This window comes from Pseudonocardia sp. ZF1, from assembly GCF_056835605.1.
Genome location: NZ_JAJNBY010000001.1, coordinates 1,172,134 through 1,191,967 on the forward strand (window position 1 = coordinate 1,172,134; position 19,834 = coordinate 1,191,967).

At 74.8% G+C, this 19,834-nt stretch carries 21 protein-coding genes and 1 tRNA gene; 16 read left to right on the forward strand and 6 right to left on the reverse strand.

The genetic code is table 11. From position 1 onward, the window contains the following. Positions 1–38 precede the first annotated feature (38 nt). On the forward strand, positions 39–761 hold the full coding sequence (locus ZF1_RS05955) for a FadR/GntR family transcriptional regulator (RefSeq protein WP_251785583.1): 723 nt from the start codon (positions 39–41) through the stop codon (positions 759–761). 139 nt (positions 762–900) lie between these two features. Beyond that, positions 901–1,812: a TrmB family transcriptional regulator gene (locus ZF1_RS05960; RefSeq protein ID WP_482636675.1), complete on the forward strand. Its 912-nt coding sequence runs from the start codon at positions 901–903 to the stop codon at positions 1,810–1,812. 10 nt (positions 1,813–1,822) lie between these two features. On the opposite strand, the gene ZF1_RS05965 is transcribed toward ZF1_RS05960, so the two are convergent. Then, positions 1,823–2,353 (reverse strand): alpha/beta hydrolase family protein, encoded by a 531-nt coding sequence (locus ZF1_RS05965; RefSeq protein WP_482636676.1) that lies wholly within the window; start codon positions 2,351–2,353, stop codon positions 1,823–1,825. Positions 2,354–2,473: 120 nt separating this feature from the next. Here ZF1_RS05965 and ZF1_RS05970 point away from each other — a divergent pair. After that, a tRNA-Ala gene (locus ZF1_RS05970) sits at positions 2,474–2,546 on the forward strand. A gap of 324 nt (positions 2,547–2,870) precedes the next feature. On the opposite strand, the gene ZF1_RS05975 is transcribed toward ZF1_RS05970, so the two are convergent. Beyond that, positions 2,871–3,026 carry a hypothetical protein gene (locus tag ZF1_RS05975; RefSeq protein ID WP_345643068.1) on the reverse strand — a complete coding sequence of 52 codons (156 nt, stop codon included), beginning with the start codon at positions 3,024–3,026 and terminating at the stop codon, positions 2,871–2,873. Between the two features lie 282 nt (positions 3,027–3,308). On the opposite strand from ZF1_RS05975, the gene ZF1_RS05980 reads away from it, so the two are divergent. The 3 genes from ZF1_RS05980 (at position 3,309) to ZF1_RS05990 (ending at position 6,525) form a co-directional block, all read left to right on the forward strand. Further along, a complete protein-coding gene (locus tag ZF1_RS05980) occupies positions 3,309–4,868 on the forward strand; it encodes a Re/Si-specific NAD(P)(+) transhydrogenase subunit alpha (RefSeq protein WP_482636677.1) in 1,560 nt (519 codons plus the stop codon). 3 nt (positions 4,869–4,871) lie between these two features. After that, positions 4,872–6,281, forward strand: a complete 1,410-nt coding sequence (pntB, locus tag ZF1_RS05985; RefSeq protein WP_208819884.1) for a Re/Si-specific NAD(P)(+) transhydrogenase subunit beta — start codon at positions 4,872–4,874, stop codon at positions 6,279–6,281. A 94-nt stretch (positions 6,282–6,375) separates the two neighbouring features. After that, positions 6,376–6,525: a hypothetical protein gene (locus ZF1_RS05990; RefSeq protein WP_161151901.1), complete on the forward strand. Its 150-nt coding sequence runs from the start codon at positions 6,376–6,378 to the stop codon at positions 6,523–6,525. Positions 6,526–6,651: 126 nt separating this feature from the next. Here the strand turns inward: ZF1_RS05990 and ZF1_RS05995 are convergent, their stop codons facing one another. Next, positions 6,652–7,083, reverse strand: a complete 432-nt coding sequence (locus ZF1_RS05995; RefSeq protein WP_482636678.1) for an ATP-binding protein — start codon at positions 7,081–7,083, stop codon at positions 6,652–6,654. Between the two features lie 156 nt (positions 7,084–7,239). Here ZF1_RS05995 and ZF1_RS06000 point away from each other — a divergent pair, with 156 nt between their 5' ends. From ZF1_RS06000 to ZF1_RS06030, 7 genes are all read left to right on the forward strand, one after another. Further along, on the forward strand, positions 7,240–8,190 hold the full coding sequence (locus tag ZF1_RS06000) for an RNA polymerase sigma factor SigF (RefSeq protein WP_482636679.1): 951 nt from the start codon (positions 7,240–7,242) through the stop codon (positions 8,188–8,190). A gap of 290 nt (positions 8,191–8,480) precedes the next feature. After that, positions 8,481–9,185 carry a hypothetical protein gene (locus tag ZF1_RS06005; protein ID WP_482636680.1) on the forward strand — a complete coding sequence of 235 codons (705 nt, stop codon included), beginning with the start codon at positions 8,481–8,483 and terminating at the stop codon, positions 9,183–9,185. A 128-nt stretch (positions 9,186–9,313) separates the two neighbouring features. Then, positions 9,314–10,048 (forward strand): energy-coupling factor ABC transporter permease, encoded by a 735-nt coding sequence (locus ZF1_RS06010; protein WP_178374221.1) that lies wholly within the window; start codon positions 9,314–9,316, stop codon positions 10,046–10,048. Beyond that, positions 10,045–10,335: an energy-coupling factor ABC transporter substrate-binding protein gene (locus tag ZF1_RS06015; RefSeq protein WP_062400669.1), complete on the forward strand. Its 291-nt coding sequence runs from the start codon at positions 10,045–10,047 to the stop codon at positions 10,333–10,335. Before ZF1_RS06010 ends, ZF1_RS06015 begins: the two co-directional genes overlap by 4 nt. Continuing rightward, positions 10,335–11,066 (forward strand): cobalt ECF transporter T component CbiQ, encoded by a 732-nt coding sequence (gene cbiQ / locus ZF1_RS06020; RefSeq protein WP_251785570.1) that lies wholly within the window; start codon positions 10,335–10,337, stop codon positions 11,064–11,066. Before ZF1_RS06015 ends, cbiQ begins: the two co-directional genes overlap by 1 nt. Further along, the gene (locus ZF1_RS06025) at positions 11,063–11,911 is read left to right on the forward strand and encodes an energy-coupling factor ABC transporter ATP-binding protein (protein WP_482636681.1); all 849 of its coding nucleotides are present in this window, start codon (positions 11,063–11,065) and stop codon (positions 11,909–11,911) included. Before cbiQ ends, ZF1_RS06025 begins: the two co-directional genes overlap by 4 nt. 5 nt (positions 11,912–11,916) lie before the next feature. Then, positions 11,917–12,750: an SAM-dependent methyltransferase gene (locus ZF1_RS06030; RefSeq protein WP_405419013.1), complete on the forward strand. Its 834-nt coding sequence runs from the start codon at positions 11,917–11,919 to the stop codon at positions 12,748–12,750. Positions 12,751–12,756: 6 nt separating this feature from the next. On the opposite strand, the gene ZF1_RS06035 is transcribed toward ZF1_RS06030, so the two are convergent. Continuing rightward, the gene (locus ZF1_RS06035) at positions 12,757–13,572 is read right to left on the reverse strand and encodes a crotonase/enoyl-CoA hydratase family protein (protein WP_208819873.1); all 816 of its coding nucleotides are present in this window, start codon (positions 13,570–13,572) and stop codon (positions 12,757–12,759) included. 79 nt (positions 13,573–13,651) lie between these two features. Between ZF1_RS06035 and ZF1_RS06040 the strand changes: the two genes are divergently transcribed. Together ZF1_RS06040 and ZF1_RS06045 are read left to right on the forward strand one after the other, a co-directional pair. After that, entirely contained in the window at positions 13,652–14,881 is a 1,230-nt protein-coding gene (locus ZF1_RS06040) for an MFS transporter (protein ID WP_482636682.1), read from the forward strand. A 9-nt stretch (positions 14,882–14,890) separates the two neighbouring features. Continuing rightward, positions 14,891–15,679: a TrmH family RNA methyltransferase gene (locus ZF1_RS06045; protein WP_482636683.1), complete on the forward strand. Its 789-nt coding sequence runs from the start codon at positions 14,891–14,893 to the stop codon at positions 15,677–15,679. On the opposite strand, the gene ZF1_RS06050 is transcribed toward ZF1_RS06045, so the two are convergent. Beyond that, complete coding sequence (locus ZF1_RS06050) at positions 15,667–17,253, reverse strand: AMP-binding protein (RefSeq protein WP_482636684.1); 1,587 nt, start codon at positions 17,251–17,253, stop codon at positions 15,667–15,669. The two genes, ZF1_RS06045 and ZF1_RS06050, sit on opposite strands and share 13 nt — an antisense overlap. A gap of 113 nt (positions 17,254–17,366) precedes the next feature. Continuing rightward, a complete protein-coding gene (locus ZF1_RS06055) occupies positions 17,367–18,575 on the reverse strand; it encodes an MFS transporter (protein ID WP_482636685.1) in 1,209 nt (402 codons plus the stop codon). 45 nt (positions 18,576–18,620) lie between these two features. Here ZF1_RS06055 and ZF1_RS06060 point away from each other — a divergent pair, with 45 nt between their 5' ends. Then, positions 18,621–19,826 carry an ROK family transcriptional regulator gene (locus tag ZF1_RS06060; protein WP_476653967.1) on the forward strand — a complete coding sequence of 402 codons (1,206 nt, stop codon included), beginning with the start codon at positions 18,621–18,623 and terminating at the stop codon, positions 19,824–19,826. Positions 19,827–19,834 lie beyond the last annotated feature (8 nt).

Here is a 19,834-nt window from a genome sequence, read left to right on the forward strand (position 1 = left end):
TCGCGTCGTTGAGCCTGTGCAGTGGCACGATTCGGGTCGTGGGTGGCGCAACGGAGGGTCTGCACGGGGACGTCCTGGACCGGCTCGGTACCGCGATCGCCGCGGGGACCATCGGGGCGGGCGAGGTCCTGCGGGCCGAGGAGCTGGTCGCGCGCTACGGCGTGTCGCGCACCGTCGTCCGGGAGGCCGTGCGCGTGCTGGAGTCGATGGGCCTGGTGCGCAGCAGGCGCCGGGTCGGCACGACGGTCGCCCCGCGGGAGCAGTGGAACGTGCACGACCCGCGGGTGATCCGCTGGCGGCTGGACGGTCCCGGCCGCGACGAGCAGCTGCGGTCGCTGTCCGAGCTGCGCTGCGGGGTGGAGCCGCTGGCCGCGGAGCTGGCCGCCGACCGGGCCACTCCCGAGCAGTGCGGTGCGCTCGTCGGCGCGGTGATGGACATGACCGTGCACGGGCGGTCCGGAGACCTGCTGGCCTACCTGGAGGCCGACGTCGTGTTCCACCGCACGCTGCTCGCGGCCTCGGGCAACGAGATGGTGGCCGCGCTGGGCGACGTCGTCGCCGAGGTGCTGGCCGGGCGCACCCGGCACCACCTGATGCCCAGCCGTCCGGAGCCCGACGCGATCCGGCTGCACCGCGACGTCGCCGACGCCGTCCGGTCCGGTGACCCGGCGGGTGCCGGAGCGGCGATGCGCGAGATCCTGCGCGAGGCGGACGCGGCGATGCGGGCCGGTGTGGCGCGCGCTCCGGGTCCTCGATTGTGATGATGGTGCGGATCCGGACGTATCAATCCGTCGTCCGCAACCGATCATAGGGAGACCGTCGTGCGCGACGGGGCCGCGGCACCACGTCGCGGGACGGTGCCGAAATGAGTGAGATGATCTCGCAATGGCCGTACGGCGGGTGACGGAAGAGCTGCAGCGACTGGGCTTGTCGGGCTACGAGGCCAAGGCCTACGTGGCGCTGGTCAGCGCGGGCGAGGCGGTCAACGGCTACGAGGTGGCGAAGCGGTCGGGGGTGCCGCGCAGCACCGTCTACGAGACGCTGGGCAAGCTCGTCGGCCGCGGCGCGGCGTTCGAGGTGCGGGCCGCCGACGGCACCGGCTACGTCCCGCTGCCGCCCGCGACGCTGCTGGAGCGGATGCGCCGCGACTTCGACCGCACGCTGGGCATCCTGCAGAACGAGATCCCGCGGCTGACCGCGCCACCGCAGGTGCGGCTGGTGCACTCGCTGACCGAGCGCCGGGTGCTGCTCGAACGGGCCGAGGACGTCGCCGCCGCGGCCCGCTCCGAGCTGTACGTGCTCGGCTGGCCGGAGGACGTCGAGGCGCTCAAGCCCACGATCCGCCGGGCCGAGGAGCACGGCGTCGACGTGGCCACGGTCGTCTTCGGCGCCGACGACGACCCGGTCGGCTGGCACACCGAGCACCGCTACTCGGCCCCGTCGGCGGTCGAGGACAACCTCGGCCGGCGGATGCTCATCGTCGTCGCGGACCGGGACCAGGCCGTGATCGGGGGGCTCACCGCCGACCGCACCTGGGGCCTCTACACCGACGACCCGGCCGCGGTGCTGCTCGCGCACCTCTACGTGCGTCACGACATCGCGATCCACCGCGTCGCCGACCGGTTCGCCGAGCACGGGTTCGACGAGTTCTGGGTCGACGACCCCGCCCTGCGACGGCTGCGCGAGCCCGTCGGCGAGCCGGTCCGGGCCGTCGACGGCGCGCCGCGGTCCGTCGGCCCGGAGACCGACGACCAGGGCGTCGACATCGAGGACCTGGGCGACGACGAGGACGGGCGCAGCCGGGCCGGCTGAGCGTCGCAGCTCAGCCGGCGGGGACCTCCTCCGGCCTGCGCCCGCCCAGGTGCCGGCCGACGAAGTCGAGGACGATCTGCGCCCGCTGGACGCGGTGGCGCGGCGACCCGTCGCGCGACATTCCGTGGCCCTCCTCCGGGAACCGCCAGTACTCCACCGGCCGCCCGAGCAGCCGCAGCGCGACGAACAGCGCGTCGGCCTGCTCGACCGGGCACCGCAGGTCGTCCTCGGAGTGCAGGATCAGCATCGGCACGCCGATGCCGCGGACGTGGTGCAGCGGGGACATCCGCCGGTACTCCTCCGGCGCGTCCAGCAGCGAGCGGCCCAGCTCGTGGCCGAACCACCCGGCGGCGTCGGAGCTCCAGTCCAGCGACTCCAGGTTGTTCACCGCCCGCTCGCTGCACGCGGCGGCGAACCGGGCGGAGTGGTGGGCGGCCAGCCACGAGGTGAGGTAGCCGCCGTAGGACCCGCCGAGGACGCCCACCCGGTCCCGGTCGAGCCGGTCGAAGGCGGCAAGGGCGCCGCCGAGCGCGGCGAGCACGTCGTCGCCGTCGTCCGACGTCAGGGGGCTGCACGGGGCCGACGGCAGGTATCGGCTCCGGAAGGGGCACCCCCCTTTCCGGGCCGGAAACCGGCCCGTGTAGTGTTCTTCATGTCGCAAGGGGCTGTGGCGCAGCTGGTAGCGCACTTGACTGGCAGTCAAGGGGTCAGGGGTTCGAATCCCCTCAGCTCCACCCGATACGAAAAGCCAGGACTCCGGTCCTGGCTTTTTTGTCGGTCCGAAGGGCCGTACTGCCTCGAGGGGCTTCGGCGCCCTCGCATCCCGCTCTGCCGTGCCCGGTGGTCCCGGACGGTGGGCACGACCGCGGCCTGCACCACGACGTGGCTCAGGACGAACGGCAGCATCCGACGTCGCGTCGCGCGGGCGAGCCCCACCCGGCGGACCCGAGCACGAGCAGCAGCACCCCGAGGGCGAACGGCCCGTCACCGGCCGCGACCCCGGCCGCCCGCGTGACGACGAGCCCGAGGACCAGCCCGGCCAGCCGACAGCGGCCTGATCAGCAGAAGGCCGCCGACACCAGGCGGACCGACTTCCGGCCTGCTCCCGGTGGCCGGCGCACGATGCCGACGCCGAGGTCGAGCGGTGCGGCTCCGCCGATCAGCTGCATCGCGGAGACGAACTCGGTGGCCCGGCCGACGCTCTCCTGCGGCATCGCCCGGGCGGCGACGAGAGAGCCGAGAAGCCCCGCGGCGGAGTCGAAGACCGATGTCGGCGTCAGAGCCGGCGGGGCACCGGGCCCACCACCCCTCCCGACGACGGGTCCGCACACCCGATCGTCGCGCTACGCTCCCGCCGGCACCGCCTGCCCGGTCGAAGGGGTGGAATCCCGGCCTGTGACGCAGTCGTGACTGCGCACGCCCGGTTCCGGCATTACCTTCCGAAAGGCCCGCGACCAGCGTGAGCGACGGAGCGCGCGCGAGATCGAGGAGAGTGCATGAGCGACAGCCCTGACCCGTCGGGACCGGCGATGCGGATCGGTGTGGCCGCGGAGGCGGAGCCCGAGACCCGCGTGGCGATGAGCCCCGAGACGATCGCGAAGGTCGTCGGCCTCGGTTACGCCGTCACGGTCGAGTCCGGGGCGGGTGCCCGTGCCGGGTTCACCGACGAGGCGTACGCCGAGGCCGGTGCCGACGTCGTCGACGGTCCCGTCTGGGACACCGACATCGTGGTGCGGATCAACGCCCCGCAGCCCGACGAGATCGGCAAGCTGCGCGAGGGGTCCGTGCTGATCGCCATGCTCGCGCCGCGCTTCGAGGCCGAGCGGACCGAGGCGCTCACCGCCCAGGGCGTCACCGCACTGTCGATGGACGCGGTGCCGCGGATCTCGCGGGCCCAGTCGATGGACGTGCTGTCGTCGATGGCCAACATCGCGGGCTACCGGGCGGTGATCGAGGCGGCCCACGTGTTCGGCCGGTTCTTCACCGGTCAGGTCACCGCGGCGGGCAAGGTCCCGCCGGCGAAGGTGCTCGTGGCCGGGGCGGGCGTCGCCGGGCTCGCCGCCATCGCCGCGGCCAACAGCCTCGGCGCGGTCGTGCGTGCCACCGACCCGCGCTCCGAGGTCGCCGACCAGGTGCGGTCGCTCGGCGGCGAGTACCTGGCGGTCGAGGTGGAGCAGGAGGCCTCCACCGACGGCTACGCCAAGGCCACCTCGGCGGACTACGACAAGCGCGCGGCCGAGATCTACTCCGAGCAGGCCGAGGACTGCGACATCATCATCACCACCGCGCTGATCCCGGGGCGCCCCGCGCCCAAGCTGATCACCGCCGCGGACGTGGCGTCCATGCGCCCGGGCAGCGTGGTCGTCGACATGGCGGCCTCGCAGGGCGGCAACGTCGAGGGCTCGGTGGCGGGGGAGTCGGTCGTCACCGACCACGGTGTCACGATCGTCGGCTACACCGACCTGGCCGCCCGGCTGCCCGCGCAGGCGTCGCAGCTCTACGGCACGAACGTGCTCAACCTGCTCAAGCTCATGACCCCGGAGAAGGACGGGCGGCTCGCGCTCGACCTCGACGACACCGTGGTCCGCGGCATCACCACCGCGCACGCGGGGGAGACGCTCTGGCCGCCGCCCGAGGTCACGGTGAGCGCGGCGCCCGCGGCCCAGCCGGCCGAGGAGCCGAAGGAGAAGGAGCCGGAGAAGCCGCGTTCCCCGTACGCGGGTCTCGCCGCCGGGATCGTCGGCGCGCTGGCGCTGTTCGCGGTCACGGCTCTGGCCCCGGCCGAGCTCGCCGGACACCTCACGGTGTTCGTGCTGGCGATCGTCATCGGCTTCTACGTCATCGGCAACGTGCACCACGCGCTGCACACGCCGCTGATGTCGGTCACGAACGCGATCTCCGGGATCATCGTCGTCGGCGCGATCCTGCAGATCGGCACGGGCGGCGACGCCCTGGTCATCGGGCTCGCCGCGGTCGCGGTGCTGCTCGCCGCCATCAACATCGTCGGTGGCTTCGCGGTGACCCGCCGCATGCTGCAGATGTTCACGAGGAGCTGAGCCGTGCAGACGTGGACCACTGCGGCGTACCTGATCGCCGCGATCCTGTTCGTGATCAGCCTCGCGGGGCTGTCGAGGCACGAGACATCGCGCTCCGGTGTGCTGTTCGGCATCGCCGGCATGACGATCGCGCTGGTCGCCACGGCCGTCGTCGCGCTCGGCCAGGCGTCCGGGCTGGGCGTCGCCCTGCTGCTGGTCGCCGTCGTCGTCGGCGGGGCGATCGGGCTCTGGCGGGCCCGCGTCGTCGAGATGACGGGGATGCCCGAGCTCATCGCGCTCATGCACAGCTTCGTCGGCCTCGCCGCGGTGCTGGTCGGCTGGAACGGCTTCCTGGAGGTCGAGTCCGGTCACCTGCAGCTCGAGGGCTCGCTGCTGGGCATCCACCACGCCGAGGTCGCCGTCGGCGTCTTCATCGGCGCGGTGACCTTCACCGGTTCGGTGGTCGCCTACCTGAAGCTGTCGGCGAAGATCAAGTCGGCGCCGCTGATGCTGCCCGGCAAGAACGTCCTCAACCTCGGCGCGCTCGTGGCGTTCGCGGTGCTGACGGTCGTCTTCGTCCTCTCGCCGCAGATGTGGATCCTGGCCGTGCTCACGGTGCTGGCGCTGCTGCTCGGCCTGCACCTGGTCGCCTCGATCGGCGGCGGTGACATGCCGGTCGTGGTGTCGATGCTGAACTCGTACTCTGGCTGGGCCGCCGCGGCGGCGGGCTTCCTCCTCGGCAACGACCTGCTGATCATCACCGGCGCGCTCGTCGGGTCCTCCGGTGCCTACCTGTCCTACATCATGTGCAAGGCGATGAACCGGTCGTTCGTCTCGGTCATCGCCGGTGGCTTCGGCGCCACCTCCTCGGCGGCCGCCGCGGTGGAGGGTGAGCACCGCGAGGTCGACGCCGACGGCGTCGCCGAGCTGCTCGCGAACGCCGAGAGCGTCGTGATCACCCCCGGCTACGGGATGGCGGTCGCCCAGGCCCAGTACCCGGTGGCGGAGCTGACCCGCTCACTGCGCGACGCCGGCGTGAACGTGCGCTTCGGGGTCCACCCGGTCGCGGGACGGCTCCCCGGGCACATGAACGTGCTGCTCGCCGAGGCCCAGGTGCCCTACGACATCGTCCTGGAGATGGACGAGATCAACGACGACCTCGCCGAGACCGACGTCGTGCTCGTGATCGGCGCCAACGACACGGTCAACCCGGCCGCGTCGGAGGACCCGGGCTCGCCGATCGCCGGGATGCCGGTGCTGCGGGTGTGGGACGCCAAGGACGTGATCGTGTTCAAGCGGTCGATGGCCACCGGCTACGCGGGAGTGCAGAACCCGCTGTTCTTCCGCGACAACACCCAGATGCTGTTCGGCGACGCCAAGGAGCGCGTGCAGGACATCCTGTCCTCGATCAAGAGCCTCACGAAGACGGGCTGACCGGCGGGCGACTTCACCCGGGCGGTGCGCAGGTGTTACCGAGCCGACTCCTGCGCTCCGCTTGCCCGGAACGTCCGGTGGGCACTCTGTGTCCATGAGTGAGAGCAGCACGCAGCACGCGAACACGACCTGGCCCCACCCCGAGAGCGAGCAGGCCCGCCACGACGGGCGCTACACCCCGGTCGCCCGCGCGGGACACCGCGGACACCGGTCCGACGACCCGTCCGCCTCCATGCGGGACTGACCACCGCACCACCACGCCCGGTCCGCAGCCGGATCGGGCCCGATGAGAACCGGTCGCCGTCACCCGCCCTCGGGCGTGGGGTGCGGCGACCCTGTCGTTGCAGGGGTCCCCGGGTGCGGGGACGGGTCAGGACGCCGGGACGCAGAGCCCCGGACAGCGGCCGATCCGCCCCTGGAACGAGACGGTCGTCCCGTCGGGACCCGGCACCACCCGGACGTCCTCCGCGACCGCCTCGATCATCCCGATGCCCCGTCCGCGGTGGCCGGGGTCGGTGGGCGGGTCGCGCCAGCGCCCGCGGTCGCTGACCTCCATCCGCACCCGGTACCCCTCGGCGTCACCGCGCAGCAGGACCGTCGCGTCCCCGCCCGGGCCGGTGGCCCCGTAGGCGTGCTCGATGCAGTTGGAGACGGCCTCGTTGACCGCGAGGACGAGATCCTGCACTGTCGGGCACTGTTCGTCGGTCCCGCACAGCGACGCGAGCCACCTCCGGGTCTCCCGGCGGGAGCGACCTGCCGACCCGGGTTCGACGGGCAGCTCGACACGCAGAGTCGGGGACATGGGAGAGCAGTACCCACCAGGTCGCCGTGCAACTCATCGGAGTGACCGTCGATCGACAGTCGACCAGGTCACGCGACGTTCGACATGCGGGCCCGCGCCACCGGGCCTACCGTCGGTCGGTGATGACAGTCGATCATCGCTGGCCGCGGAGACGGCATGGCTGAGCCGAGCACGGACGCCGAGGGAGCCGAGGTGTCGCGGGCCGACGACACGGTGGGGGACCCGGTGGACGGCACGAGCGGGCACGTCGGGACCGTGCACACCGGTCCCGGGCACCCCGTGGACGAGGCCGCCGGGAACGCCCACGAGACCACGGACGCCCGTCCCGACGAGTACGCCCACCTCGTAGCGCCCCTGCACGCCTTCGCCGCCGCCGGACCCGACGACCCGGAGCGGGAGCGGCTGCGCTCGGAGCTGGCGAGGGGCTTCCACCCGGTGGTCCGGCACATCGCCGGGCGCTACCGGCACCGCGGCGAGCCCGTCGAGGACCTGGAGCAGGTCGGCACGATCGGGCTGATCAACGCGCTGGACCGGTTCGACCCGGGCCAGGGGACCCCGTTCCTGGCCTACGCCGTCCCCACGATCACCGGGGAGATCCGCCGGTACTTCCGCGACCGCACCTGGTCGATGCGCGTGCCGCGGCGGCTCAAGGACATCCAGAGCCGCATGACCCGCGCCCAGGAGGAGCTGGCCTCGCGGCACGGCCGTGCCCCCCGGGTCTCCGAGCTCGCCGAGCACCTCGGCATCAGCCGCGAGGAGGTCATCGAGGGGCTGCAGGCCCAGGACTCCTACCGGTCGGACTCGCTCGACCAGCTCGTCGGCGACACCGACAACCCGCTCGGCGAGATCGTCGGGGGCATCGACGCCGGGATGGACGCGGTCGAGGCCCGCGAGTCGCTGCGTCCTGCGCTGCGCAAGCTCCCCGAGCGGGAGCGGACCATCCTCATGCTGCGGTTCTTCGGCAACCAGACCCAGACCCAGATCGCCGCCCAGGTCGGGCTCTCGCAGATGCACGTGTCGCGGCTGCTCGCCCGGACCCTGGTGACCCTGCGCGGGCACCTCACCGACGAGCAGACCCACCACGACGGGGTCCCCGAGGCCGGCTGACGCCCGTCCGCTACGACGACCGGGTGGCTGTGGTGGTCCGACCGGGGCAACCGGACCGGTCCGGATCACCTCGCCGTCACCTGCGCGTTTCCCCACCGGCCTCCCGGGGCACCCTGTCGTGTTCCGCGCACGCCGTCGTCCGTCCACCGGGCCACGGTGTCGCGCATACCGAGACATCAGCGAGACCGTCGTCCCGCGACCCGTCACCCGCGCCTCCACGGCCGGTCGGTGCTCCCACCGACCGGTCCCGCGCCCTGCCGCCGGTCGGGACGACAGGAGAGGAACCGGGTATGGCCGTGCAGGAGAAGACGTTCGCCACCGAGCGTGACGGCAAGCAGGCGGAGCGCTCGGCGGCCGCGGCCGCCGAGCGCGCCGAGGTGGCGGCCGCCAGGGCGGAGCGGGCCGCCGCGACGGCGCAGCAGGCCGCGCTGACCGCGGCCGGTGCCGCCGGCTCGGCCCGGGAGGCCGGGACGTCGGGCCCGTCGGCAAAGGACGCGAAGGCCGGGAAGAAGGCCGACGCGAAGAAGGGCAAGAAGGACAGGAAGGGCGGCCGGAAGGCCGTCGAGGCCGCGAAGGCCGACACGAAGAAGGCTCGCCGCAAGGAGGAGAAGGACGCCGAGAAGGCCGTCCGCGCCGCCGAGAAGGCCGAGAAGAAGGCCCGCAAGCAGGCGAAGGCCGAGCGTGCCGAGCAGGAGAAGGCCGCGGCCGCGGAGAAGAAGGCCGCCCGGAAGGCCAAGGCCGCGCGGCTGGAGAAGGTCGCCAAGCGCGACGCCGCCGCCAAGGCGGAGAAGAAGGCCCGCAGGCTGGCGAAGGAGCAGGTCGTCGCCGGCCGGCCGGGCAGCGGGGTCGGTACGCCCGAGACCACGCCCGCCGAACGGGAGAACCGACGTCGCGAGGCCGAGCAGGAGGCGGCCCGGCTGGCTGCCGCGGCCGAGCACAAGGCCACCGCCGAGCGCCCCGCCGAGGTGCACCACACCAACGGCCTGCGCCTCTGACGGCACACCGCAGCCACCGGAGACGCCCGGACCCGGCCGGGTCCGGGCGTCTCCGTGTGTCAGAGCCTGCACACCTGACCGGATGTTCAGGCTTGCACGATCGAACGACGTGGCCGTAGCGTTCGCCCGTGCACATCGCCGAGGGGTATCTGCCGCCGCTGCACGCGGCGGCCTGGACCGTCGTCGCCGCGCCGTTCGTCGTGCACGGCGCCCGCGCCGTGGTGCGCCGCGTGCGGGAGGACCCGGACACCAAGCTGCTGCTCGCCGCGGCGGGCGCGTTCACCTTCGTCCTCTCGGCGCTCAAGATCCCGTCGGTGACCGGGTCGTCGTCGCACCCGACCGGAACCGGGCTGGGCGCGGTGCTGTTCCGACCACCGGTGATGGCCCTGCTCGGGACGGTGGTGCTGTTCTTCCAGGCCGTCCTGCTCGCCCACGGCGGGCTCACCACGCTCGGCGCCAACGCCTTCTCGATGGCGATCGCCGGGCCGTGGATCGCCTACGGCGCCTACGTCGTGGTCCGCAGGATCGGGGGCTCGCTGGGGCCCGCGGTGTTCGCCGCGGCCTTCCTCGGTGACCTCGGTACCTACACGATCACCAGCGCGCAGCTCGCGCTCGCGTTCCCCGACCCCACCTCCGGGTTCGGCGGAGCGTTCGTCACCTTCGCCTCGATCTTCTCGATCACGCAGATCCCGCTGGCCGTGGCCGAGGGGCTGCTGACCGTGCTCGTCGTGCGGCTGCTCGTGCGCATCACCCCGGACGAGCTGCGCCGCCTCGGCGTGCTGCGCCCGGCCGCGGGCACCGACACCGGCGGCCCCGCCCCGGCCGCGACCGCGCAGGGCCCGGAGAAGGAGGCGTCGGCGTGAGCCGCTCGACCGTCGTGAACATCCTGCTGGTCGTCGCCGTCGTCGCGTTGTTCGCGGTGCCGGTGCTGTTCGTGCCCGGCGAGTACGCCGGGTCCGACGGCCAGGCGGGCGAGGCCATCGAGGCCACCGGCTACCAGCCGTGGTTCAGCCCGGTGTGGGAACCGCCGTCGGGCGAGATCGAGTCCGGCATCTTCGCGATGCAGGCCGCGGCCGGCGCGGGCGTGCTCGGCTACTGCATCGGCGTCGCCCGCACCCGCAGCCGGGAGAAGGCCGCCCGGCAGAGCTGATGCTGCTGATCGACGAGACCGCCCACGCCAACCGCTGGCGATCCCGGCACCCCGGGGAGAAGGCGTTCCTTGCCCTGGGGCTGCTGCTGCTCGCCGTCGCGCTCCCACCGTGGCCGGGGGCCGTGCTGACCGGTACCGCGGCGCTGGCGCTGCTGCTGGGCGGGGCCCGGGTGCCGTGGCGCACCGCGCTGCGGCTGCTCGCGCTGCCCCTCGGGTTCGTGATCGTGGGGGCGCTGCCCCTGCTGGTGACCGTGGGCGGGGACCCGTGGCTCGCGCTCGCGCCGGGCGGACCGGCCCGGGCGGCCGCGCTCGTCGGACGCTCGCTGGCGGCGGTGTCCTGCCTGATCCTCTTCGCCGCGACGACGCCGCTCGCCGACACCCTGCCCCGGCTGCGGTGGGTGCCGCCTGCCGTCCTGGAGATCACCCTGCTCGTCTACCGGATGCTGTTCCTGTTGCTGGACTCGCTGACCGCGGTCCGGGAGGCCCAGTCCCTCCGGATGGGATTCCGGACGCGGCGGACCACCTTCCGGTCGCTGGCCGGGCAGGGCGGGGCCGTGTTCGTCCGCGCCTTCGACCGTGCCCGCCGCCTCGAGGCCGGCCTCGCCTCCCGCGGCTACGACGGCTCGCTGCGCGTCCGGGTACCCGCCCGCACCGTCTCGCCCGCCTTCGTCGCGGCGAGCACGGTGCTGCTCGTCGCCGTGCCCGTACTGGCCCTGGCGGTCGTCCCGTGACCGCGGTCCTGGAGGCCCGCGGGCTGGTCTTCGCCTACCCGGACGGGCCGGTCGTGCTCGACGGGGCGGACCTCGTCGTCGACCCGGGGCGCAGGCTCGCGGTGCTCGGCCCCAACGGCGGCGGCAAGACCACCCTGTTCCGGCTGCTGCTCGGGCTGCTCGCCCCGTCGGCCGGGCAGGTCCTGCTCGACGGCGAGCCGGTCCGCCGCACCCGCCGCGGGCTGCTGCGGCTGCGCGAGTCCGCCCAGCTCGTCCTGCAGGACCCCGACGACCAGCTGTTCTCCGCCGACGTCGCGCAGGACGTGTCGTTCGGCCCGCTCAACCTCGGTCTCGACGAGACCGAGGTCGACGCCCGGGTGCACGACGCGCTGTCCGCCGTCGGCATCGCCGACCTCGCCGACCGGCCGACGCACCGGCTGTCGTTCGGGCAGCGCAAGCGGGTCGCGATCGCCGGGGCACTCGCCGTCCGGCCCCGGGTGCTGGTGCTCGACGAGCCGACCGCGGGCCTGGACCCGGCCGGGGTGGAGGAGCTCGTCGTCGTGCTGGCGGACCTGCAGTGCGCCGGGACCGCGGTCGTGCTGTCCACACACGACGTCGACCTCGCCCACCGCTGGGCCGACGACGTCGCCGTCGTCGCGCGCGGGCGCGTCCGGCGCGGCCCGGCCGCGGAGGTCCTCGGCGACGCCGCGCTGCTCTCCGACGCCCGGCTCGGTCCGGCCTGGGCGCCCGCGGTCGCGCGGCTGCTCGCGCTGGCGGGCCACCCCGGCGTCGCCCCCGGCACCGCGGCGGAGCTGCACGATGTCCTGTCGGGACTTGCGACCCGGGAGACACCGGCGAGAGGGTGACGCCCATGACCGCCCCGGAGCCCGTGCCCGACCCGGTGGACGAGATCGACCTGACGCTCCCCAACCCGGCCCGCGTCTACGACTACATGCTCGGCGGCGCCCACAACTTCGCCACCGACCGGGAGTTCGCCGAGCGGGTGCTCGCCGCCCTGCCCGACACCCGGGAGGTCGCGCTCGCCAACCGGGCCTTCCTCGGCCGGGCCGTGCGGGCCTGCCTGGACCGCGGGGTGCGCCAGTTCCTCGACCTCGGTTCCGGCATCCCGACCGCCGAGCCGGTGCACGAGATCGCCCACCGCGCCGACCCCGCGGCGCGCGTGGCCTACGTCGACGTCGAGCCGGTGTCGGTCGCGATGAGCCGCCAGATCCTGACCGGTGTGGACGGTGCTTCGATCACCGCCGCCGACCTCACCGACGCCGGGGCCGTGCTCGCCGCGCCGGGTGTCGCGGGCCTGCTCGACCCGACCGAGCCGGTCGCCGTGCTCGCGGTGTCGGTGCTGCACTTCGTCCGCGACGACGACCTGCTCGGGGCCCTGTTCGACCGCTACGTGACGGCGTTCGGGCCCGGCAGCATGCTCGTCGTGTCGCACGGCAGCACCGACGTCGACGACCCGCACACCGCCGAGCGGATGCGCACCATCGAGCGGTTCACCCGGGACACCGCGCAGCCGGCGCGCTCCCGCGACCGCGCCCTGCTGCGCCGGCTGTTCGTCGACCGGCCCGGGCACCGGCTGGAGCTGCTGGAACCGGGCCTGGTCGACGTCAGCGACTGGCGGGCCGAGGACGGGCAGCCACCCGCAGGGATGTACGCGGTCGTCGGGGAGGTCGTCGGGCGACGGTAGGGCGGGTCAGTTCCGGTAGACGCCCTGGCGCTTCTCCATGAACGCGCTGACGGCCTCGGTCAGGTCGGCCGAGACCAGCTGGCCGCCGTTCCAGGTGGCGATCTGGTCGAGCCCGTCGGCGACCGAGTGGTCGCGGGCGTAGGTGATCGCGTGCTTGGTGCCGCGCAGGGCCAGCGGCGACTTCGCGGCCAGCGACGCGGCCAGCTCGGCGACGCCCGCCTCCAGCGCGTCGGCGTCGGCGTACACGCCGTTGACCAGGCGCAGCTCCTTCGCCTCGGTGCCCGACACCGGCCGGCAGGTGTAGGCCATCTCGCGGGCCACACCCTCGCCGACGATCCGCGGCAGCCGCTGCAGCACGCCGACGTCGGCGGCCAGGCCCATGTCGACCTCCTTCAGCACGAACGACGCGTCGGCGGTCGCATAGCGCAGGTCGCAGGCGACGGCCAGGTCCAGGCCTGCCCCGAGGCAGACGCCCTGGATCGCGGCGACGACCGGCTTCCGGCAGCGCTCGATCGCGGTGAGGCAGTCCTGCAGGTCGAGGATGGTGCGGCGCAGCGCGTCGGCGCCGTGCCCCACCGAGTCGTCCGACGCGGTCTCGCGCAGCCCGCCCAGCATCGACACGTCGATGCCCGAGCAGAAGTGCCGCCCGTTGCCGCTGATCACCACGACCCGCACGGCGGGATCGGCGTCCAGCTCGCGCACCGCGTCGCGCAGCCCGAACCACATCGGCTCGTGCAACGCGTTCGCCGCCTTCGGGCGGTCCAGGCGCAGCCGCGCGACCCCGTCCGCCACCTCGACCGCGATCCCCGTCGGTTCACCCATGTCGTGTCACTCCGTCCTCGTCGCCGGTCCTCGCTGCGGAGGCTACCGGTAGGTAACCCCCGGCTGGCAGGATGCGACGGTGCGGCAGGGAGGCCGGGGGGACCGGACGTGGCTCGCGGCCTGCGGGCTGTTGTTCGCGACGGCCTTCGGCACGAACGTCCCGACCCCGCTGCTGCTGGTCTACCGGGCCGAGCTCGATCTGTCGGCGAGCACGCTCGCCGCGATCTTCGGGGTGTACGCGCTCGGGCTGGCGCCGTCGCTGCTGCTGGGCGGGCCGGCGTCGGACCGGTTCGGGCGGGTGCGGGTGCTGCTGCCGGTCGCCGCCGGGGTCGCCGGGGCGTCGCTGCTGTTCCTCGGCGGGGCGTCGGCCCTGTGGCTGCTGTTCGCGGCCCGGTTCCTGCAGGGGCTGGCGTCGGGTGCGGTGTTCTCGGTGGGCAGCGCCTGGCTGCAGGACCTCGCCGGGCCGGACGGCGCGCCGCGGGCCGCGCGGGCGGCGTCGGTCGCCCAGACCGCCGGCTTCTGCCTCGGGCCGCTGACCTCCGGGCTGCTCGCGACCTCCGGGCCGCTGCCGCTCGCCCTGCCCTACCTCGTGCACGTGGCCCTGGTGGTGGTGGCGGTCGCCGCGGTGCTCGCCACCGTCGGGACGGGGGCCCGCCCGGCCGGGCCGCCGTCCCGCGGCCTGCTGCCCCGGCCGGGCCTGACCCCGGCCGCGCGGCGGGTGTTCGTGCGGGTGGTCGTGCCGACCGCGGTGTGCGTGTACGCGTTCCCGTCGGTCGCGGTGACCGTGCTGCCGCTGCTGCTGCCCGGGATCTCCGGCGCGGTCGCGTTCACCGGGCTGCTCGCCGCGCTGACCCTGGGCACCGGGACGCTGGTACAGCCCTTCGCGCACCGCCTCGGCCGCCGCACCGGGCCCGCCGGGGCCGGGCTGGGCGCCCTCGGGGCCGCCGCCGCGACGGTCACCGCGCTGCTCGCGCCGCCCGGACCGGCCGCGGTCGCGGGTGTCGCGGTGGCCGGGGTGCTGTTCGGCGCGGGCGGCGGGCTCTGCCTCAACGCCGGGCTCACCCGCGTCGGCCGGCTGGCGCCGGCGTCCGGGCGGGGCGCGGTGAACGGGCTGTTCTACACCGCCGCCTACTCCGGGTTCGCCGCGCCCTGGCTGGCCACCGCATTCGTCGCGACGACGGCGCTCGCCGCCCCGCTGGCGGTGCTCGCCGCCGCGGCCGCGGTCACCGCCGGGTGGCTCGCGGTCCGCTCCGGAGACCCGGACGGGGCACCCGGTCCCGGCCGGTCCCCGGACGCCCCGCCGTCCTAGGCTCGTCGGGTGCCCGACCTGACCAGTACCGCCAACCCGCGTGTCAAGAACCTGGTCCGGCTGCGCACCCGCCGCCACCGCGACGCGGCGGCCGTCACCGTGATCGAGGGGCACGACGAGCTGGCGCTCGCGCTCGACGCCGGCGTCGAGCCGACCGAGGTGTACTGGGCGCCGGACCTCGTGCGGTCGGACGCGCTGCTGGCCCGGATGCCGTCGGCGCGGGTGTTCTCGGTGACCCGCGAGGTGTTCGCCCGGATCGCCTACCGCGAGTCCCCGGACGGCTGGCTCGCCGTGGCCCCGGCCCCCGGCCGCCCGCTCGACGAGCTGGACCTCGGCCCGGACCCGCTCGTGCTCGTCGCCGAGGGTGTCGAGAAGCCCGGCAACGTCGGGGCGATGCTGCGCACCGCCGAGGCGTGCGGGGTGGACGCGGTGGTGATCGCGACCCCGGAGCGCGGTGGCACCGACTTCGCCAACCCCAACGTGGTGCGGGCGTCGAAGGGGACGGTGTTCGCGGTGCCGGTCGCGTCCGCGTCCACCGCCGAGGTCCTCGACTGGCTCGACCGGCGCGGCATCGCCACCCTCGTGACCACCCCGGCCGGGACGACCGGGCTCGCCGGCGCCGACCTGACCGGGCCGACCGCGCTGGTCATCGGGACCGAGGCCACCGGGGTGACCGACGCGTGGCTCGACCGGGCCGACGCCACGGTGGTCATCCCGATGCGCGGGCGGGTCAACTCGCTCAACGCCTCGATCGCCGCGGCCGTGGTGCTCTACGAGGCGGTCCGTCAGCGCGGCTGACCGACGAGCTCGGCGCGCAGCCGCTTCTTGTCGGTCTTGCCGATCCCGGTCAGCGGGATCCGCTCGACGAACTCCACGGTGTCCGGCACGTACATCGCGCCGGCGCGGTCGGCGACCAGGCCGGTCAGCTCGTCCGGGCTCGGCGCCGGGGAGTCGGTGACGACGGCGGCGTGCACGGTCTCGGTGCCGTCGTCGTCGGGCACCCCGAAGACCGCGGCGTGCCGGACGGCCGGGTGCTCCATGAGCAGGTCCTCCAGCTCGGAGGTGTACACGTGCCCGCCCACGACGACGATCATGTCCTTGACCCGGTCGAGCAGGTGCAGGTAGCCGTCGGCGTCCTGGCGGGCGACGTCGCCGGTCCGCACCCACCCGTCGACGACGGTGGCGGCGGTCAGCTCCGGCTGCTTCCAGTAGCCGTCCATCTCCATGCCGGTGTGCACCCACAGCTCGCCGCGCCCGCCCGGGGCGACGGGGCGGCCGTCGGCGTCGGTGATCGCGATCCTGGTGGTGGGGATCGGCCGCCCGACGGTGCCGAGCAGGTCGGAGTTGCGGTGCTCCTCGGCGGTGAGCACGCTGATCCCGCCGGCCTCGGTCTGGCCGTAGAACTGGGTGAACACCGGGCCGATCCGGCGCAGCGCCTCGGCGGTGCGCCGCGGGTTGGCGGGGGCACCGCCGTAGACCAGCGACCGCAGCGACGACAGGTCGGTCCGGTCCAGGTCGGGGTGGTCGAGCAGGCGGTAGATCAGCGGCGGCAGCAGGAAGCCGTGGGTGATGCGCTCCCGCTCGACGGCGGCGAGGTAGGCGCCGGGCTCGAAGCCGTCCTGCAGGACGACGGTGCCGCCGTCGGTGAGGGTGCGGTCGGCGAGCGACCCCCCGACGTGGGCGACCGGCGTGGCGACGAGCAGGCGCGCGCCGGCGTCGCCGCTGCCGAACCCGCCTGTCCCGCGCCGCATCGCGGCACCGCGACGGTGGTGGTCGAAGGTGTAGGTGATGCCCTTCGGGTGGCCGGTGGTGCCGCCGGTGTGCCGGATCTGCTCGATGGCGTCCGGCCGGGCGCGGCCCCGGACCGGCTCGGTGGACGCCGTCGCGGCCTCGGCCGTCACGTCGGTGTCGGTGCCGTGCGGGCCGAGCCAGAGCACGTCGACGCCGGGGACCAGCGCGAGGACGGGCTCGGCGGCCGCCGCGGCGTCGGCGTCGGCGAGGACGAGCGGCGCCTCGACGTCGTCGACGATGCGGGCCTGCGCGGCGGCGGACAGGCCCTCGTGCGGCTGGGCGATGCCCGCCCCGAGCAGCGTCACCGCGAGCCGCGCGACGACCGCCTCGGGCGTGTTGCCGGCCAGCAGCGCCACGACCCGGCCCGGCTCGGCCCGGCCGTCGAGGGCGTGGGCGAGCCGGTGCACGGAGTCCACGAGCTCGCCCGCGGTGATCCTGCGGTCGCGGTGCACCAGGGCCTCGCGGCCGCGGTCGGCGGCGAGGGCGTCGAGGAGCTCCTCGACGTCGCTGTGCAGCGCGGCCCCGCTCTGCGTGGCGGCACCGTTGCGCGGCGCGGTGGCGCTGTCCGGATCGGCGGACATGTCCGGGCTCCTCTCGACGAGATCGTTGTCTTACGCAACGATCAACTCGAGGGCAGGCTTCCCAGAGGTGATCTGATCGACACCTCTCGCTTGTGTGACCTACCAGGCGGTCCTCAGGCGGCCAGGGCGAGCTCCTCACGCCGCTCGGAGCGCTCCATCCGGACCGCCACACCCAACGCGGCCAGCCCCAGCAGCGGCAGCACGGTGGCGACCGCGGCGGGCGCGGTCCAGCCCCATCCGGCGGCCAGGACCAGGGCGCCCAGCGCGGCCCCGAGGGCGTTGGACACGTTGAACGCGGCGTGGTGCAGTGCCGCGCCCAGGGTCGGACCCTCGCGACCGGCGTCCATCAGCCGGGTCGCCAGCGCCGGGGTGGTCGCGGTGGTGGTGAACGCCAGTGCGAACAGCGTGACCAGCGCGAACACCGGCGAGGACGCGGTGAGTGCGAACAGGGCCATCGACACCGCGGCGGCGGCGAGCCCCGAGGCGATCGTGCGGACCGGCGCAGCCTCGGCGAGCCGGCCGCCGACCTGGTTGCCCAGCGTCATCCCGAGCCCGAACACGGCCAGTGCGAGCGGCACGGCCGCGGTGGCGAGCCCGGACACCTCGGTGAGCACCGGGGTGATGTAGCTGTACACGGCGAACGAGCCGCCGAACCCGGTCGCGATGACCGCCATCGTGATCCAGACCTGGCCGCGGCGCAGCGCCGACAGCTCACCCAGCACCGAGCCGCGGCGCTCGTCGCGGACGTCGGGGACCAGTCGCCAGACGGCCAGCATCGTGAGCGCCGCGACGGCGCCGACGGTCAGGTAGGCCGCGGACCAGCCCGCGTTCTGCCCGAGCCAGGTCGCGCCCGGGACGCCGACGATGTTGGCGATCATCAGCCCGCTCATCACCGTCGCGATCGCCCGTGGCCGCCGCTCGCGGGGGACCAGGGAGGCGGCGAGCACCGAGGCCGTGCCGAAGTAGGCGCCGTGCGGCAGCCCGGCCAGGAACCGGGTGGCGACGAAGGTGCCGAACGTCGGGGCGAACGCCGACAGCACGTTGGTCACCGCCAGCGCGCCCGCCAGGGCCAGGACGAGGTGCTTGCGGGGCCACCGCGCGCCGAGCACGGCGAGCACCGGCGCGCCGACGACGACGCCGAGCGCGTAGGCGCTGATGGCCGTGCCGGCCTGCGGCACGGTGGCACCGAGGTCGGCGGCGAAGGCCGGCAGCAGACCCATCGAGGCGAACTCGGTGGTGCCGATGGCCAGACCGCCGAGGGCCATCGCGGCGAGCGCGGGCCCGGTGGTGGAAGACTGGGACGGGGTGAGAGCCTTTTTCATCGTGACACGAGGATAAATCTCGGGAGGCCGGAGGTGTCAAACCGGATGACGTCGATGTCGGCCGGTTCACGTTCCGGCACGGAGGCGCCCGGGCGCGCCGAGACCGACCGCTGGCGCGCCACCGCCGAGGTCCTGGACGAGGTCCGCCGCGAACCCGGCCTCACCCGCGTCGAGCTCGCCCGGCGGCTGCGCCTGGCCAGCGGCTCGGCCACCGAGATCGCGGCCCGGCTGCGCGACCTCGGCTGGGTCACCGAGGAGCGTGCCCCCTGCGGCGGGCGCGGGCGACCGACCACGACCCTGACGCCCAACCCGGACGGGCCGGGCGTCGTCGCCGTCGACGTGCGGTTCGAGGGCTGGCGGGCCGGGTTCGCCGGGCTCGACGGAGCCCCGGTCGCGGTGCGCTCGGGGCGGCACCGCCGTCGCTACCCCGACGCCGTCGCCGCGGAGCTGGCCGGGGTGGTCGGTGAGCTGGTCGCGGACGCGCCCGGACCGGTCGTGGCGGTCGGGATCGGGGTCGCGGCGACCGTCGTCGACGAGTACCTGGCCGAGACGGGCGGCGGGCAGGGCTGGAGCCCGCTCGACGTGCGCCGGATCGGCGCCGGGCTGGGCCTGCCCGTACTGGTCGGCAACGACGCGAACCTGGCCGGGGTCGCCGAGGTCCGGGACGGGGCCGCGGCCGGCGCGGGCACCGCGCTGTTCCTCACCGTCGAGGTGGGCATCGGCGGTGCGCTGCTGCTCGGGGGGCGGGCCCAGACCGGCGCCCGCGGCGCGGCGGGGGAACTGGGGCACCTGCCCTTCGGCGATCCGGCCGCCCGGTGCGCCTGCGGTGCCCGCGGCTGCTGGACCACCGGGGTCGACGGCCGGGCGCTCGCCCGGATGCTGGGCGAGCCGGAGCCGGACGCCCCCTACAGCTACGCCCGCGCGGTGCTCGACCGTGCCGCGGCGGGTGAGCCCGGACCGTCGGCCGCGGTCACGGGCGCGTCGGCGGCACTGGCCCGCGGCGTCGCCGGGCTGGTCAACGCGCACGACCCGGAGGTCGTCGTGCTGGCCGGGCTCGGGCCCGCGCTGCGGGCCGCGGCGCCCGAGGCGTTCGCCGTCGCCTACGACGCCGGGCTGATGGCCTTCCGCCGCGCCGTCGCGCCGCCGGTGCACGACGACGCGCACGGCGAGGACGGCGTGCTCCGGGGTGCCGCCGCGATCGCGCTCGACCACGCGGTCTCGGCCCCCGGGCTCGCCGCACGCGCCGGCTGACCCGCCCC